The organism is Blautia sp. HCN-1074, from assembly GCF_037890165.1.
In the GTDB taxonomy this organism is placed as follows: domain Bacteria; phylum Bacillota; class Clostridia; order Lachnospirales; family Lachnospiraceae; genus Blautia_A.
Window position 1 is genome coordinate 428,685 of sequence record NZ_JBBKBP010000001.1, and the last position, 16,568, is coordinate 445,252.

At 41.2% G+C, this 16,568-nt stretch carries 18 protein-coding genes, 1 pseudogene and 1 other annotated feature; of the genes and pseudogenes, 7 read left to right on the forward strand and 12 right to left on the reverse strand.

All coding sequences use genetic code 11. From position 1 onward, the window contains the following. Positions 1-33 precede the first annotated feature (33 nt). Positions 34-666 carry a LysR substrate-binding domain-containing protein gene (locus WKT11_RS02125; RefSeq protein WP_340282184.1) on the forward strand — a complete coding sequence of 211 codons (633 nt, stop codon included), beginning with the start codon at positions 34-36 and terminating at the stop codon, positions 664-666. Between the two features lie 97 nt (positions 667-763). Here the strand turns inward: WKT11_RS02125 and WKT11_RS02130 are convergent, their stop codons facing one another. The 6 genes and pseudogenes from WKT11_RS02130 to WKT11_RS02155 form a co-directional block, all read right to left on the reverse strand. Then, positions 764-943 (reverse strand): hypothetical protein, encoded by a 180-nt coding sequence (locus tag WKT11_RS02130; protein WP_207664626.1) that lies wholly within the window; start codon positions 941-943, stop codon positions 764-766. Between the two features lie 2 nt (positions 944-945). Then, positions 946-1,236, reverse strand: coding sequence for an ATP-binding cassette domain-containing protein (locus tag WKT11_RS02135; protein ID WP_242986836.1), 291 nt, complete (start codon positions 1,234-1,236; stop codon positions 946-948). After that, positions 1,199-1,731 (reverse strand): annotated as a pseudogene (locus tag WKT11_RS19935) (ABC transporter transmembrane domain-containing protein). Before WKT11_RS19935 ends, WKT11_RS02135 begins: the two are co-directional and overlap by 38 nt. Positions 1,732-1,879: 148 nt before the next feature. Next, positions 1,880-2,197: a DUF3786 domain-containing protein gene (locus WKT11_RS02145; protein ID WP_117676816.1), complete on the reverse strand. Its 318-nt coding sequence runs from the start codon at positions 2,195-2,197 to the stop codon at positions 1,880-1,882. A gap of 47 nt (positions 2,198-2,244) precedes the next feature. Further along, entirely contained in the window at positions 2,245-2,640 is a 396-nt protein-coding gene (locus tag WKT11_RS02150; RefSeq protein ID WP_117676817.1) for an arsenate reductase ArsC, read from the reverse strand. A 20-nt stretch (positions 2,641-2,660) separates the two neighbouring features. After that, complete coding sequence (locus WKT11_RS02155) at positions 2,661-4,124, reverse strand: sedoheptulokinase (RefSeq protein ID WP_117676818.1); 1,464 nt, start codon at positions 4,122-4,124, stop codon at positions 2,661-2,663. Between the two features lie 85 nt (positions 4,125-4,209). Between WKT11_RS02155 and WKT11_RS02160 the strand changes: the two genes are divergently transcribed. Next, a complete protein-coding gene (locus WKT11_RS02160) occupies positions 4,210-4,593 on the forward strand; it encodes a carbon starvation CstA 5TM domain-containing protein (RefSeq protein ID WP_117676819.1) in 384 nt (127 codons plus the stop codon). Positions 4,594-4,737: 144 nt separating this feature from the next. On the opposite strand, the gene mgtE is transcribed toward WKT11_RS02160, so the two are convergent. After that, positions 4,738-6,132 (reverse strand): magnesium transporter, encoded by a 1,395-nt coding sequence (mgtE, locus tag WKT11_RS02165; RefSeq protein WP_117676820.1) that lies wholly within the window; start codon positions 6,130-6,132, stop codon positions 4,738-4,740. Between the two features lie 661 nt (positions 6,133-6,793). Between mgtE and sdaAB the strand changes: the two genes are divergently transcribed. From sdaAB to WKT11_RS02190, 5 genes are all read left to right on the forward strand, one after another. Further along, positions 6,794-7,462 carry an L-serine ammonia-lyase, iron-sulfur-dependent subunit beta gene (sdaAB, locus tag WKT11_RS02170; protein ID WP_117676821.1) on the forward strand — a complete coding sequence of 223 codons (669 nt, stop codon included), beginning with the start codon at positions 6,794-6,796 and terminating at the stop codon, positions 7,460-7,462. Between the two features lie 19 nt (positions 7,463-7,481). Next, positions 7,482-8,351 carry an L-serine ammonia-lyase, iron-sulfur-dependent, subunit alpha gene (gene sdaAA / locus WKT11_RS02175; RefSeq protein ID WP_117676822.1) on the forward strand — a complete coding sequence of 290 codons (870 nt, stop codon included), beginning with the start codon at positions 7,482-7,484 and terminating at the stop codon, positions 8,349-8,351. Positions 8,352-8,763: 412 nt separating this feature from the next. Further along, positions 8,764-9,081 carry a PadR family transcriptional regulator gene (locus WKT11_RS02180; protein WP_117676823.1) on the forward strand — a complete coding sequence of 106 codons (318 nt, stop codon included), beginning with the start codon at positions 8,764-8,766 and terminating at the stop codon, positions 9,079-9,081. Continuing rightward, positions 9,078-9,662 carry a DUF1700 domain-containing protein gene (locus WKT11_RS02185; protein ID WP_242986838.1) on the forward strand — a complete coding sequence of 195 codons (585 nt, stop codon included), beginning with the start codon at positions 9,078-9,080 and terminating at the stop codon, positions 9,660-9,662. The genes WKT11_RS02180 and WKT11_RS02185 overlap by 4 nt, the downstream gene beginning before the upstream one ends. 6 nt (positions 9,663-9,668) lie before the next feature. Then, positions 9,669-10,691: a DUF4097 family beta strand repeat-containing protein gene (locus tag WKT11_RS02190; RefSeq protein ID WP_117676824.1), complete on the forward strand. Its 1,023-nt coding sequence runs from the start codon at positions 9,669-9,671 to the stop codon at positions 10,689-10,691. A gap of 202 nt (positions 10,692-10,893) precedes the next feature. Here WKT11_RS02190 and WKT11_RS02195 read toward each other — a convergent pair whose 3' ends face one another. From WKT11_RS02195 to ilvB, 5 genes are all read right to left on the reverse strand, one after another. Next, the gene (locus WKT11_RS02195; protein WP_117676825.1) at positions 10,894-11,529 is read right to left on the reverse strand and encodes a YczE/YyaS/YitT family protein; all 636 of its coding nucleotides are present in this window, start codon (positions 11,527-11,529) and stop codon (positions 10,894-10,896) included. Between the two features lie 254 nt (positions 11,530-11,783). After that, positions 11,784-12,971, reverse strand: a complete 1,188-nt coding sequence (locus WKT11_RS02200; RefSeq protein WP_117676826.1) for an MFS transporter — start codon at positions 12,969-12,971, stop codon at positions 11,784-11,786. A 237-nt stretch (positions 12,972-13,208) separates the two neighbouring features. Next, entirely contained in the window at positions 13,209-13,868 is a 660-nt protein-coding gene (locus tag WKT11_RS02205; protein ID WP_117676827.1) for a ribonuclease H1 domain-containing protein, read from the reverse strand. A gap of 9 nt (positions 13,869-13,877) precedes the next feature. Further along, positions 13,878-14,387 (reverse strand): acetolactate synthase small subunit, encoded by a 510-nt coding sequence (gene ilvN, locus WKT11_RS02210; protein WP_022381366.1) that lies wholly within the window; start codon positions 14,385-14,387, stop codon positions 13,878-13,880. Between the two features lie 18 nt (positions 14,388-14,405). Next, positions 14,406-16,124 (reverse strand): biosynthetic-type acetolactate synthase large subunit, encoded by a 1,719-nt coding sequence (gene ilvB, locus WKT11_RS02215; protein ID WP_117676828.1) that lies wholly within the window; start codon positions 16,122-16,124, stop codon positions 14,406-14,408. 76 nt (positions 16,125-16,200) lie between these two features. Next, positions 16,201-16,469: a binding site (T-box leader), on the reverse strand. Between the last annotated feature and the right edge of the window lie 99 nt (positions 16,470-16,568).

Below are 16,568 nucleotides of genomic sequence, written 5' to 3' on the forward strand. Positions count from 1 at the left end.
ATAATCCAAAAAGAAGATATGCTGTTTCAATATTTGTCAGATTTGAATGGTCTTGAGAAAGGTCATGTCCGTCTTGGAATTTTTAATTCCATGTGCAGATATCTGCCTGATCTGATCTACGGCTTCAAGGCACAATATCCCAACATTACTTTTGAAATCTATCAGGGGTCTTACGAAAATATCATTGATTGGCTGAAAACCGGAGTGGTTGACATCGGTTTCCTGTCTGAGACAGTGAACCCGCATTTTCCTTTTTATCGGATTTTCGCTGATCCGCTGATGTGCATTTTACGCAAAGGGACTAAAACTGCATCTGATTCTGAAATTTCACTTGAAAGTCTTGCAGATGTACGCTTTATCATGCAGCGTGAATCCTGCGATGCGGATGCCAGTCGTATTATAGACAAACTGAATCTCGATGTCCGCACCGTATGCCATGTGGTAGATGATAAAACAACGGTTGAAATGGTCAAAGCCGGATTTGGCTTTGCAATCATGCCGCTTCTGACCATGTATGGTTTTGAAAATGAAGTAAAAATGCTACCCATCTCACCAGCGGAAGAACGTGTCATTGGCGCATGTGTCCGGGATATGCATGATTTGGCCCCGGCAGTCAGAAAAGTGCTTGAGTTTATCAGAAACTATGACTATGGGAAGGTTTATTAAAAATTACTTGTCCACCTGCAATTTTTCTCTTTTAATCTTTCAGTACTTTTCTAATCCTCTTCAGCATCTTGTCGATTTGGATAGGTTTCGCAAGATTCTAAATGGAGAAACCGGCATATTGTGTCATATAAAGTTCATGATATTTACCCTTTCTCTCCAGTAGTTCTTCGTGTGTTCCACATTCGACTATTTCACCATGATCCATTACAACAATCATGTCTGAATCTCTGATTGTGGACAGACGGTGGGCAATTACAATACTTGTGCGCCCCTGCATAGCTATCTGAATTTTTTCTCTGTGCGTGTATCTACATTAGATGTCGCCTCGTCCAGAATCAGTATCTTAGGATCCGCAACAAATGCACGGGCTATCGCAAAAAGCTGACGTTGTCCCTGACTGATATTATCTCCCGCGCCATATAATACAGTGTCATATCCTTGCGGAAGACGTTTTACCATATCCAGGCATCGACTCATCTCTACAGCCTTTTCCAGTTGAGCCTCCGTAGCACTTTCGTTGCCATATTTCAGATTACTGCGTATGGTATCTGAGAATATACATGATTGCATTCACAATTGGGTTCATGAACGCAAAAATCACAAGGGTCTGCAACTGTGTCTTTATAAGTTCGTCATTGGCTTTTCCAAAACGTGCCTTCTCATATATTTCACGCACACATGCCTTAATAATTCTAATACCTGAAATATCCTCCTGCATGATTGCATTGATATCATCCAACTTTCCCTGTAGTTGCGAAACAAAGGATTTGCCTTACACAGACATATGATAAGCGTACCTACAAGAAAAGGAAACGCACACAACACAATCAGCCCAAATCTGGAATTCAGGCGCCACATGCAGAATATACTTCCGAATGTAAGCATCATTGTTCTAATCATTCCTCTGACAAACTGCGATACGAAATTTTGTACCTGTGTAATATCATTTGTCACCCGCGTCACAAGAGAACCGCTTCCAAAATAGTTCATCTGAGGGAATGAAAATCTCATTATTTTACGAAAACAATCCTTCCGCATGTCATTTCCTATGTTTTGCCCTGACATATGAACGAAAATATTGTTGAGTGAACCGCAAAGTCCTCCAAACAATCCTACATCCGACTTACCAAAGGGCACATCCCCAAGCTTCTCGCATGCGCGTGCAAGCTTGGTCTCCTGATGATCAAATGCAGCTTTTGCGCTGTCAAAAATGCTACTTCCTCCAGATGTACTTTTTTAAACCGCTAAAGAAATCAATCGAAACAAATTTTTCAAATGTTACTGCAGACTCACGAGAAAGAATATCATACAGTGTCATTGCTTCATTGTAATCTGCTTCGATGCCATTGTCTGCACGCAGGATAAGCCCGCTTTTTACATTAATGGTGTAATCTCTTGCAATAAAACGAACATAAATAACTTCATCATTTATATCAAGATGCCATTTTTCTGCTGCCAGTGCAAGATTTCCTTGTGCAAATACATCTTGCATTTGATGTTTCATAATCTCATAGTTGGATTCTTTCCTCATATTTCTTTCCTCATATCTGCCAAAGTTTTCCTATACACTACGTTTTATTATTTTTCTTTATCCACAAGTCGGATAATATTTCGCTCAATCTCTCGTATTACGCTGATGAATACTTCATCACTCTGACCTGTCGGATCCTGCAGTCCCCAGTTTTCATCGAAAGCTCTGCCGATATACGGGCACCCTACATCACAGCCCATCGAGACAGCAATATCCGGAACAGGTATCTTATCAAATGTTTTACTGTACTGTGTCTGTTCCATATCAATATCGTACAGTTCTTTCATCAGGCGCACCGCATCCTGATTGATCTGGGGCTTTGTTTCCGTTCCTGCGGAATAGCATTCAAACACATCTCCTGCAAGTTTTTTCCCAAGTGCTTCTGCAATCTGGCTTCGGCAGGAATTGTGAACACAGATAAATGCAAGTTTTTTCTTATTCATGGAATTTCTCCTTTGATTTATTAGCAATTTTTACAAGTGTTAACATTGCTGATACTTCCACTTATTGCAGCACCCACTGCCGCTTCCTCTTCGTATTCCGCTAGAACAAGTTCTGCTCCAAACATTTCCTCAACAATTTCACAGAGTACTTTATTTTTTCTGAGGCCGTTTCCTGAGCCTGTTATATGTTTTACTTCGATATCAGTTCCGTTGTGAATGGTCTGATACATATTGTAAAGTTCTCTGCTCATTCCCTCCAGAACTCCATAGGTGAAGCTTTCCGGTGTGAAGTTATCAGAGAACAGATTCGTAATACTGCCGCCAAGTTCCGGGCTGACTCTTGTGCCATCGAATGTGGTTTCTATTTTAAGTCTTCTGTTCTCTAGCTGTCTGGCATCAAATTCTTTTCCTTTTTCCGCCATTGTTTCCATTATTTTGTATAATGGCTTATCCTGCCCTGTTGCTTCTTTTACAAATTTTCTGAAAAAGTTTTCAAGTAACGCATATGCTTTTCCACCACATAAAGACGCACCAGCCAGCAGATATTTTCTATTCAGAAAAGGTCTTGCTTCGATTCCATCTTTTTCAAAATACCAATCAGAAAGAATGGAAATCTGTCCACCTGTTCCCATGTTTACAAGTAAGGTATTACTCTTATTTCCTACTGAACCGAGGAAGCTTGCCTGATTATCGCCTATTGCGGCTGTCACTGTACAGTTTCGATATGTACCCAGTTTTTTCACATCAGTGCAAATCTCTGGCAGCCACTTTTCTTCAATTCCCATTTCATTTAGTTTTTCTGTTTCAAAACACATCTTACGTCCGTTAAAGAAGCCGAAGCTTGCAGCGTTGCTGACATGCACAAGCGGTACTTGTCGTCCTGTCAGGCACATTCCAAGATAATCCATAATCGTACAGAAACTTGTCGCTGATTTCGGAATCAAGCTATGTCTCATATTGTAAATGTGCGTAACCAGCCCATATCCAGATGCTGTTTTTAACTTACACTTTTGTTGGATTTCCTCTATCAGAGATATTCCTTTGGTTTTCTTTATTTTAACTTCATTTATTTTCTCTTCTCCGATTTCATCATAAGCATTTTCTTTTTCACCACAAGAATCTCCATTTTCGCTATAAAGATTCCCTCGTTCATCCTGCCATGTATACAACGGACTGACACATTTTCCATTCTTATCAATGTACACAATTCCATGCATCTGCCCGGTAAGTCCGATTCTCTCGACATCCTGATATTTATCTAAAAAATAGTCTGTTAAATTCTGAGCCTTTTTTACTATCTGTTCTGCATCCTGTATTCGTTCCCATTCGTGTTCTGTTGGGATAAAACAGCCATTTTCTATAGTCTTTGCCTCAACAATTGCCAATTTTTCTTCTGCTTTAGTTGTTATTTGACCTTCTACTTTATTCTCCAGAACAACACCGCTGATTGTTGTTGTTCCAATATCAATTCCAATTATTTTCATAAAACAATCCCTTCATTCATCATTCATAAAAACCCTATTAATTTAGATAATATAAAAAAATGCAAAACCTATCGCCTATGGTTCCATGCTGATTGAATCTGCACTTGGTATCGTAGCTCTGATCGCAGTTGGTATGGTATTTGATAAATATACAGGCGGAGCTTTCGGTGGTCCTCCGGCAGCATTTGCAGCAGGTATCGCTCTCATGGCCGTCTGCGCATGGCTTGGACAGGCAGGAAAGAACAATAAAATGTTCTATGTCCCAATGGTATTTATGCTTGCAGCAACACTCTGCAACCTGCTTATCACTGTAAAAAATAAGATCGTTATGATCGGTGCAGGACAGGCTCTCTGGGGTGACTGGTTCCAGCTTATCTTTGCGGCAGCGATGGCTATTCTGGCTCTCTTCCTTGTAGCTGAAGGAATCCAGACATTTAAGAAGCAGAAACTTTCCAAAGCCTCTGCATAAAACTAACCTGAGACTTCACTTCAGATTATTTCTGAAGCAACTCTCTTAAAGCCAAAATTTATTTAAGAGATTACAATTGTACGCTTCCAGACGTACATAAAAATGGGCTGTCGGGAAATAGACAGCCCATTTTTTACAGTTTTATTATCCCGCCAGATGCAACATTTCCAGTAAAAAAATCCAGCTGAGACCATAGTACGTGATTACCGCAACCAGGTCGTTCACCGTTGTAATCAGCGGACCGGAAGCTACTGCCGGGTCAATATTAATTTTCTTAAAAAACAGCGGAATGCAGGTTCCCACTGCACTGGAAATCAGCATTGCCAGTAAAAGTGCCACACCGATACAGCCTGACACTGCGTAAGAAAACAGCAATGTTTTTCCCTTAAACAGATAAATATACAACCCAATCAATACGAAAGAGAAAAATCCCAGAAGGCTGCCGTTGCACAAGCCGATTCGCATTTCTTTCCATACAAGTTCCAGTTTCTGTTTTCCTGTAAGTGATTCATCCATCAGCACACGGATCGTTACAGCCAGAGACTGTGTACCTACATTTCCCGCCATGTCCAGGATGAGGGACTGGAAACACATCACAATCGGAAGTGCCGTTACTACCTGCTCAAAGAGACCTACAACAGAAGATACGACCATTCCAAGACCTAACAGAATGATCAGCCATGGCATACGTTTCTTCATACTCTCTTTCAGAGGTTCTTTTAAATCTTCTTCGGCAGTCAGACCAGCCAGCTTCGCATAGTCATCTCCCATCTCGTCATCAACCAGATCAATGATGCTCGCAGATGTGATAACACCCAGAAGCTGGTTATCATTATCCAGTACCGGAACAGAATCTTCTGAATAATCCTTCAGTTCTTCAATACAGTCATCAATATTCTCCTCCGCATACACATACGGATATGATGTCACGACCAGATTCTCGAGCAGATCATCCTGTCTGGCAATAATCAATTCTTTCAAATCGATCGCACCGTAGAATTTCTGCTGCTCTGTTACTACGAAAATCGTAGAAATATTATCGTTCTTCGCTGCCTGTGAAATCAGACTGCTCATCGCCTGCTTTACGGTGAGCTTATCTGTGATCACAATAAAATTTGTAGTCATGCGGCTTCCGATCTCATCCTCATCAAAAGATGCGATCATCTCCACATCACGCCGAACCTCAGGTTCTAACAGATCGATCAGTATTTTCTTTTTTGCTTTTTCAAGTTTATTTAATACATCTGCCAGGGCATCTGTCTCCATTCTGGATAAAATGGCTGCCGCCTTTTTTACATCCATTTCGTTCAGATACTCTGCTGCGTTCTCTTCTTCTGTGTACTCAAAAATATCAGAGAGCACATCTGTATCCAGAATACGGTACAGTTTGCACCTTTCCTGTACAGTCAGCATTGGCAGTACATCTGCCAGGTCATTCTCATGATAATCCTGCAGTCTTCCTGCCATAACAGCCGGAGAGGTATTGCTGCGGATGATTTTGAGAATTTCTTTGGAATAATCCTGTACTCTTTTCTCCATCATTTTTTCCTCCGTTTTTGTACATAAATTGCGCACCAAAAGAAAGCAGTCTGTCGTTACTGCCACTTTCTCTATGCACTTTACAGCACAATAAAACAGTAAACTCTTCCAATGTATTGCTTACTGATTCTTCACTGTTCAAATATGTAATTGCATGATTCGGGGAATTTCATAAATACAGGATAAGAAATCGAAAAAGATGTGTAATATATGACTACAGCAGAACAGAATGTCTGCAATACTCATATACTCTTTTTATTTCAGATCCTGTGCTACTACTTCGCCCATGAGAATCGCAATTATCCATTCTGTTCCACCTGCCTTTTCTCTATATTTTTCGTTCAGAAAAACTTCATTCTTTCTGTGAACTGATTTCCTGAACGCTCAAAACTTACACTGTTCTTTTATGATAAAAACAGTCTTGTTTCATTTGCATTGTTATTGTAACCGCCCTATTGTGAAAAAGCAACCCTGTTTTTCTATTTTTTACATTAATTTTTGTTTATATTAACGTTACTGGCACAGAGCGAACAGTAACAATACTAACGTAAGGCTTTCCTTTAACAGTTTATATTAGAATTTGCTTATTTCATGAGTGAATGTTAGAATATAGTTAATGCCGGAGGGCTTATTATTTCATAATTATAGGAGAATAATTCTTATGTCATTTATCAGTGCATTTGATGTAATGGGACCGAACATGATCGGTCCTTCAAGTTCACATACCGCAGGTGCGGCACGTATTTCTTATCTTGCCCACAAAATGATCGAAGGTCCGTTAAAAAGGGCTGATTTTATTCTGTATGGTTCTTTTGCCAAAACCTATCGCGGACATGGTACAGACCGCGCTTTACTTGGAGGAATCATGGGATTTTCTACGGATGATATGCGTATCCGAAACTCATTTGATATTGCCCATGAAAAAGGTCTGGAGTTTTCATTTACTCCTAATGACCAGGAAACAGACATTCATCCAAATACTGTAGATATCTGTATGGAAAATGAAAAAGGCCAGAAAATGACTGTGCGCGGAGAATCCCTGGGTGGTGGAAAAGTCCGTATTGTTGAGATCAATCACGTCCAGGTAGATTTTACTGGCGAGTACAGCGCAGTCATCGTTATTCACCAGGATACTCCGGGTGTTGTGGCCTATATTACCAAATGCCTGAGTGACCGAAATATCAATATTGCATTCATGCGTCTCTTCCGCGAAGGAAAAGGCGACATTGCTTACACAATTGTAGAATCTGATGGTAAGCTTCCGGAGAATATCGTTCCTGCTATCCGCGAAAACCCAAATATTCATGAAGTCATGATCGTACAGATGTAAAGAAAGGGGGATTTTTATCATGGACTTTAAAAACGCAAACGAACTCTTAACACTCTGTGAAGAAAAAAATCTTCCTATTTCAGAGATCATGCGTCTTCGCGAAATTGAACTTGGCGAAACAACCGCTGAAACTGTAAAGGAACGAATGAGCCGGGTTCTGGAGATTATGAAAGATGCCGCACGTTCTCCTATTGAAAAACCTGTAAAATCCATGGGCGGTCTAATCGGAGGCGAGGCAAGAAAGCTGAGTATTCACGCTCAGAATAGTCAGGGACTTTGTGGTGATCTGCTTCAGAGAGCAATAACTTACGCCATGGCAACACTTGAGACTAACGCTTCTATGGGATTGATCGTGGCCTCTCCTACTGCCGGTTCTGCCGGAATTGTCCCTGGACTGATGCTGGCAATGCAGGAGCATTACCACTTCTCTGACGACCAGATTATTCAGGCGCTTTTCAATGCAAGTGCGATCGGATATCTGGCAATGCGAAATGCCACCGTCGCCGGTGCTGTCGGCGGATGTCAGGCAGAGGTCGGCGTTGCTTCTGCCATGGCTGCTTCTGCCGCTGTGGAACTGATGGGCGGCACCCCAAAAGAATGTACGTATGCTGCATCTACTGTCCTTATGAATATGCTTGGTCTGGTATGTGATCCGGTAGGAGGTCTGGTAGAATATCCTTGCCAGAACAGAAATGCTGCCGGTGTTGCAAATGCGATCATTGCCGCTGAGATGGCTCTCGCCGGAATCCCTCAGCTGATTCCTCTGGACGAAATGATCCAGACAATGTTTACCGTAGGGAAGAAGCTTCCTGCAGAGCTGCGTGAGACCGCGATGGGTGGATGCGCTACTACGCCATCGGCTTGTGAGGCGTGTCATATGTGTAGTTAACTCTGAAACGAATGATTTCTTCATCTGCAAGGCGGAGGAATGGGGCGTAGCGGTGGCTACGGCGATTGACGACAACGCCGCAGATGAAAAATCAGACAAGTCAATATAGCGGTTACTTAATATTCGCTGTACTAACATAGCATATGATTCATTTTCTGCAAATGGCATAGATAAAACTTCAGATAAGTCATTTTGTGAAATGTGAGCAAGACACTACGTAAGGTATTTTTATAAAAAAGAACTGTTTAGGAATTGTTTCTTAGAATTATATAACTTCTATTGAAACTCACTTCCTGGTACAGTTCTTTTTTATTTTAATATTCCTCTTGACATCTTCTCTGTATATGTATATATTTTATATATAAAATTTTTATATATAATTATTTTACATATTATTTCAGGAGGTGGTTCTATGTATTATCCTGTATCTGCATTGTTGATTGAATTTTTGATTCTTTCTATCGTGGACACACAGGATTCCTACGGATACGAGATCAGTCAGACAGTCAAAATCGTAGCTGATATCAAAGAATCTACTTTATATCCGATTCTGAAGAAGCTGGAAAAGGGTGGATACGTTACGACTTATTCGCAGGAATTCCAGGGACGTAAACGTAAATATTATTCCATCACCGATGATGGCAAAAAACAGCTTGAATTTTTGCATCAGGAATGGAACAGTTACCGCGATACAATTGACGGGATTATTGAGGGGAGGGTACGAAATTGACAAAAGAACAATATATGACTCAACTGAAAAAGTATTTGCACCGTCTTCCAAAACAGGACTATGAAGACGCAGTCGATTACTTTGAAGAATACTTTGGCGAAGCTGATGAGAATGGTCAGCAGGAACTGATGAAAGAACTTGGCACACCAAAAGAAGCAGCCAGAGATCTGATTTCCAATCTTCTGGATAAGAAGCTGGGCAAAACTTCTGCTATCAATAAACCTGTGCAAAAAGGAACTTTAAAAGTGGCAATTCTTGCTGTCTGTGCAGCACCAATCGCAATTCCTTTGCTTATTGTATTGTTTGCCATATTAGCAAGTGTTGCTGTCTGCCTGTTTTGCGCATACTTATGTGTTTTTATATTTGCATTATGTGCTTTTCTCATTGGCGGCAAACTTTTTGTACGTGGAATTATCGCTATTCCATTTTCCATTTCCGGAAGCTTCATCCTTCTGGGACTCGGACTCCTGAGTATTGGATTTAGTATTCTGCTTTGCATTCTCGGAATTTATCTGTGCAAATGGACCTGTATCCTGTTTGCCAGAATCGCACAGCTTATTACAAACAGAAAGAGAGGATGATCCATAATGAAGAATCATAAAACTAAAAATTTTCTTATAATCGGTACTGTCTTTTGTGCACTTGGCACTGTACTCTTTGCTTCAGGCATCGCAGCTGGCGGCAGAGAATATATCAAAAATACGGATTTAAATACTTATAACGGATCTTTTTCTTCTGAGAAATCTGATAGCAACCATGCCATTCTGGAAAAGGAAAAAATCGATTCTTTCCAGAATTTAAATGCTGATCTGAAACATATGGATTTCTCAATCCGGGAATCTGATGACGAAAATTATTATCTCTCTTATAATGTTGAAACAGTAAAAGGTATAATTCCTGTTTCCTGGCAGGTAGAAAATGGTACTCTGAACATGTCGGAAAAAAATGGAAAAACTGCATCTGGTTATTTGCAGATTGATATCGGTTTCCTACAGGAGTTCCTAACAGATGGTCATGTTTCTGACGATACTGATATGCTTGAGAATCAGATTATCGTCTACATTCCACATGAGCAGACTCTTGAAAACTTTTCCTGCCAGATGAATAAAGGAGATTTTACACTTGATTCACTAAATTGTCAGAACTTCCATCTGCAAACAAATACAGGTGACATCTCACTTAGGAGTCTTCAGACCAAAAGAGGAGCAATATCTGATAAAGATGGTGACATTTCTATCATTGACAGTTCTCTGGAAAATATGAAACTGGATGCTTCTCTCGGTGATCTGTCTGCAGAAGAATCCAATTTTACAGACAGTATTCTTGCACTATCCTCCGGTGATGCAGAGCTTTCCAATGTTTCATTTAATAATAATTGCCAGATTACTTCAAAAATGGGTGACATTGATCTGTCTGTTCCTGAAAAATATCTCAACGCTTTGGTATTTAGCCTGGATACTAATATGGGTGACATTGATATTCCAGATGAATTAAATGGAAAAATTATATCTGCAGATGATAAAAGCACCTACCAGAAGGAATCTTCCAACTCTCAAAATCACCTGACTGTCAAGTCTGATTATGGTGATATTAGTATCAGACATTCATAACTGTTTTTTGAATAAAAAAACTGTCTCTGTATATACCTATTCTTGTTCGAATAAAGTATATACAAGACAGTCTTTTTTTCATGTCGTAATTGTTCTACACCTCACTATACAGAAACTGGTCAATCGAATATTCGTAATCCGCTTCCGCTATGTGGCTCTGCACTGAATAGTTGCTACACGGTTTATCACTTAAATAGTTGTCTTATTTATTAAGTTTCGCCAACACTTTTGATGTAAAGTGTGTGTCAAAAAACTGTACAAATGGTCCAAATCCAAATGCGCTGACTAAAGTTCCAAGCCCCACGATTCCGCCTGCAAGATAGCACACCAGTGCACTTATTGCATCATTTGATACCCTGCACCAGAAGTACGGGATCTTTGGCCATCTCTCTGTCATGATCAGTGAAATACTGTCATACGGTGCAACACCCTGCTTTGGAAGCTGATACATGGAAATTCCAAGGCTTGTGATGATAACACCAATGCACACTGTCAGCACCCTCATCGCCATCTGCTGTGGTGCATCAATCACTGATGTGATCAGATTGTAGAAAAAAGTCACTATGTATCCAAGAAGCAACGCATTTACGATTGTTCCCAATCCGATCAGCTTTCTTCCCCAGATGATTTCTATTATGAAAAATCCTATATTCATCAAAATTACAAATCTTGCATATTCAATTCCCACACATTCAGCCAATGCCATTGCCATTCCGCTGAAAGGGTCATTTCCAAGTCCGGAAAGTTTAAAAATTGCAATTCCAAGTCCAAGAATGATATTTCCTATGATCATTACAAGAACAAATTTCCAGTTTATTTTTTTTATCCATTCTCCCATTGTTTTTCCTCCGTAAAGCTAATTTAGTATACCAAAACCTTCTATATTTTACAATGTTCTTTTGAAATATTTTGTAACCATTCGTTACTGTTCACTGGTAATATCCCGCGAGGTGTTTTTTGTGAGCGAAGGTCACAGAAAACCCGAGACATACCGCGCGAATTTATGCGATTAGCATAAATTCTGTGCATCGCGAAGCGTGTTGCTGTGAACGGAGTGAACAGTAACAACCATTCAGCAGTCTGCTATATTTCCTATATATTCTTCTTTCTCAGTCCGGAAATCAGCTTAATTCCTACTATCATTAATATCGGAAAAACAAGTGCCGCGAAAATTCCCATTTTCAGATTATCATTCAGTGTACCGGAAATCATTCCCACATAAGTAGGCCCTGAAGAACATCCCACATCACCTGCCAGTGCAAGAAGTGCAAATAATGCAGTTCCGCCTCTCTTCACAGACGCTGCTGCCATACTAAATGTTCCCGGCCACATGATGCCGACGGATAAACCGCAGACTGCACAGCCCAGGATTCCAAGTGCCGGCACAGGAATAAATGCGATCATCAGGTAGGAAATCATGCACAAAATCGCACTATACTGCATAAAACGTTCCAGATTGATCTTATCACCAAACTTTCCATAAAAAGCTCTGGAGCTTCCCATGAGAATCGCAAATGCCATAGGACCTGCCAGATCTCCGATGGTCTTGTTGATTCCAAAACTCTTCTCAGCAAGAGTAGATGCCCACTGGCTGACTGCCTGTTCACTAGCTCCTGCACAGAGCATCATCAACATCAGAACCCAGAAGATTTTTTTCTTAAAAAGTTCTGCCATAGACAGTCCTTCTTCCCCTTCATCCAGCAATGGAGCAATCGGAACTCTGGTGAAAAGTACGCCGTTTACGATTGGAATCAGCGCCCATACAAGCGCCATATATTTCCAGTTTTCTATGCCAAAAATCCTGAAAAATAATGTGGAAAGAAGCACTACTCCCACATGTCCCCAGCAATAAAAAGAATGCAGAAGACTCATCGCTTTTTCTTTATTATCTGTCGGGCAGGCCTCTACAACCGGGCTTACTAACACCTCAAGTAAGCCTCCTCCAATTGCATAAATCATAACAGCAACAAGCAGCCCCCAGAATGGATCTGCAAAAACTTCAGGTAAAATCGTCAGTAAGATTAACCCTGCTGCCGCCATCCCATGCGCAATAACCATAGATGCGCGGTAACCGATTCTGTCTACAAATCCGATAGATGCCAGATCAACAAGCAGCTGAATACCAAAATTAAAAGTAACCAGAAGCGTGATCTTCTGTAATGATATTCCATAACTGCTCTGAAATGTCAGAAACAGCAACGGAACAAAGTTGTTGACGATTGCCTGCACGACATATCCTACAAAACATGCCTGCAGCGTCTTATTGTAGTTTGTTTTCATCTGATGTAATTCTCCTCCTTCGTTATATATTTGTTGTCTCATCAAATGAATATTTACAGCCAGCTTTCATATCTTGCTTGATTCGGTTAAAGCAGTCCTTGTAACATTTCATAATTTTTCATGAGCAATCAACAATTTGCCGGTAAATTGACTTGTTTATCAACTTACCGGCAAATCCTAGTGTATCACATATTTTTGCTGTTTTCTTCTATTATCTTTTGTTTTTTCAGGAAATTTCTATACTATTTTTACTTCTTCATCTGTGCGAAGCAGTGCACTCTTTGCAAGCTGATCGGCTTCCTCGTTATAATGATTTCCCGTATGAGCAGCTACTTTGCAGAAAGAAATCTGAATCTTCTTTCCAGCTTCCTGCATGTGAACTGCATACTTACTGGTGAGTGGTGTCTTCGCTCTCCATACACCTGTCACCCATTTTTCCACACCTTCATAGTCATAACGGATTTCTACTGCAGGATAACCATTCTCCTGTGCCCATTTCACTGCATTCATAGCGCCTAGCATCTCTCCTGCCACATTTCGGATCGCAACTCCAGCCGGATCACTTCCACTCCCGGACTCCCGGATTTCCTGGCCGTCAGGCGTAAGGAGTACGCAGCCAAACGCATATCTGCCGATACTCTTTTCAAAACTTCCATCCACATAGGCAATCACCATATTTTCAGGTACTTCGACAACTCCTGCTGCCTCTTTTGATTTATCTCCTGACACCGTTTTCGTCGTTTCCATGTTCAGAAAAGCCAGTGCTTCTTCTTTCTCAGTAAAACCTCTGAACTCCGCACCTGAATACCCCGCAGTTGCCTTCTGACATTCTGCCCAGGTATTAAATAAACCGGTTTTATGACCTTTTCTTACCGCATAGATTTTCTTTTTTGCCATATAGTGCTCCTATCTTTCCATCATACTGATAGATTCGATTCCAACACTTCCTCCACGGACAACTTCAATCCTGTGGAATTCTTCTTTGATCAGTTTTACAACTGCATCGTTCTTGGTTGCTGTCTGAACAAATTCAAGCAACAGGCTGTCTTTGCCATAGTCGATAACTTTTGCCTTGAAAGTTTCTGCGATCTGGAAAAGTTCTACTTTGTCTTCTTTGGAACAGTTAAATACTTTGATGTACAGAATCTCTTTCATACGAACAAATACATCAGTAAAATCGATAACTTTGATTACTTCAATCATACGATTTAACTGTTTTTTGATCTGCTCAAAAGTTTCGTCATCGCTGACTGTTGCGATAGTCATTCGAGATACTGTAGGATCTTCAGTGGTACCTACGGTAAGGCTGTCCAGATTATAACTTTTTCCGGAAAAAAGTCCGGAAATTTTTGACAAAACACCTACCTGGTTCTCAACATAGAGAGAAATCCATCTTTTTTTCATTCCTTTATCCATAATATCGAATCCTCCTGATTAACAATCCATAATCATATCTTCCAGAGTTCCGCCTGGTTTGATCATCGGGTAAACCATCTCTTCCGGATCAATGATAAATTCAATTACTGTAGGTGCTTTCGTGTTTTTCTTCGCTTCTTCAAAAGCGGCTGCAATTTCTTCTTTCTTAGTAACACGGATTCCCTTCGCTCTGTAACTTTCTGCAAGCTTGATGAAATCTGGTGTGTACTGTGGATATTCCATGCCTTCTGTACGGCGGGAAAGAGCTCCTGCACGCAGGTTGGTCATTGCATAACGTTTGCCATAGAAAAGCTTCTGCCACTGACGTACCATACCAAGGTACTCATTATTAAAGATACAAAGGATAACTGGAAGTTCTTCAAGAACTGCTGTTGCCAGTTCCTGAATGTTCATCTGTACACCGCCGTCACCGGAGATTACGATAACCGGCCTGTCAGGATTTCCAATCTTGGCACCGATACCGCCCGGAAGTCCATATCCCATGGTTCCAAGTCCACCAGACATAATCATCTGCTTTCCTTCTGTAACTTCTGCATACTGGGAAACAAGCATCTGGTGCTGTCCTACGTCTGTGACAATAATGCTGTTCTCAAACTGGTTGTTGATTTCTTTCAGAATATCCATCGGACTTAATACGTCATTCGGGCGCATAACAAGTGGATGTTCCTGTTTCCATTTCTTAATCTGATCCAGCCATTTTCCTGTGGAACATTCCTGTACATATTCGTTCATTTTTGTGATGGCTTCTTTTGCATCAGCAACGATCGGAATGTCTACCTGAATGTTTCGGGAAATGGATGCTGTATCAATATCGATATGTATAATCTGTGCATGTGGTGCAAATTCATGGAGTTTTCCTGTAATTCGGTCATTGAATCGTGTTCCGATGGAAAAGAGTACATCACAGTTGCTTACTGCCATATTTGCAGCATAAGCACCATGCATACCAAGGTTTCCGATATAAAGCGGATGGTCTGTCGGGATTGCGCCTTTTCCCATGACTGTTGTGACAACCGGTACGTTTGTTTTCTCTACTGCTTCGCGGAAGATTTCGTGAGCACGGGAAATTACTACTCCACCGCCTGCAAGGAATAATGGTCGTTTCGCTTTGTGCAAAAGTTTCAGGGCTCGTTTGAGCTGACCGATGTGGACGTCTGTGTTTGGTTTATAGCCACGGATGTTGACATTTTTTGGATATTCTGCACTGCCAAGTTCGGCCATGACATCTTTTGGAAGGTCAATAAGGACCGGTCCCGGACGACCTGTGCGGGCGATGTAAAATGCTTCTTTGATAATGCGTCCGAGGTCTTCTCTTCTGCGGACTGTGACACCGTATTTGGTGATACTGCGGGTAATGCCTACGATATCTACTTCCTGGAAGGCATCGTTTCCGATGAGGTGACGGGCTACCTGACCGGTGAAGCATACGAGTGGAACGCTGTCGTAGTTGGCGGTTGCAAGGCCTGTTACGAGGTTGGTTGCTCCCGGACCGCTGGTTACAAGGCATACGCCGACTTTGCCTGTTGTTCTTGCGTATGCATCGGCTTCGTGAACGAGGGCCTGTTCGTGACGTGGGAGGATGACTTTTACGTCGTTTTGTTTGTAGAGTTCATCGCTGATGTCGATGGTGCAGGCTCCCGGGTAGCCGAAGAGGTATTCTACGCCTTCTTCTTTTAAGGCTTTGACTAAGAGTTTGTTGCCGGATATTTGTTTCATATGTTTTGGGACCTCCTTTTAGTTGAGTTAGGACGCTCAGGAATTTATTTGTTATAAAAAACGCCCCGGGCTTGTTGCCCAGGGCGAAAATATCTTTCCGCGGTACCACCTGTATTCAGAGTTCTGCTCTGCACTTTGTCAGTACGGATATACTGTGTTCCTGTAACGTGGAACTGACGTTGATGCCTACTGGGCATAGATGCGAAATCTGTATTATAGAGTGCAGTATGCTGTTGGGGTCACTGCTCGAGGGCTACTTCTACAACTCGTTCACGAAAGCTTTCACCGACCGCTTTCTCTCTGGGCATTACGGAGTTGTGTACTCCTCCCTGTCATTGCATTTAATGTTTGATATTTAGCTGTTTCTTATTGGTAAATATTATACATTTTGAGGTGTGGAGTTGTCAAGTTTGTATTTTCGCCCACGCAGGACTATCCCTGATC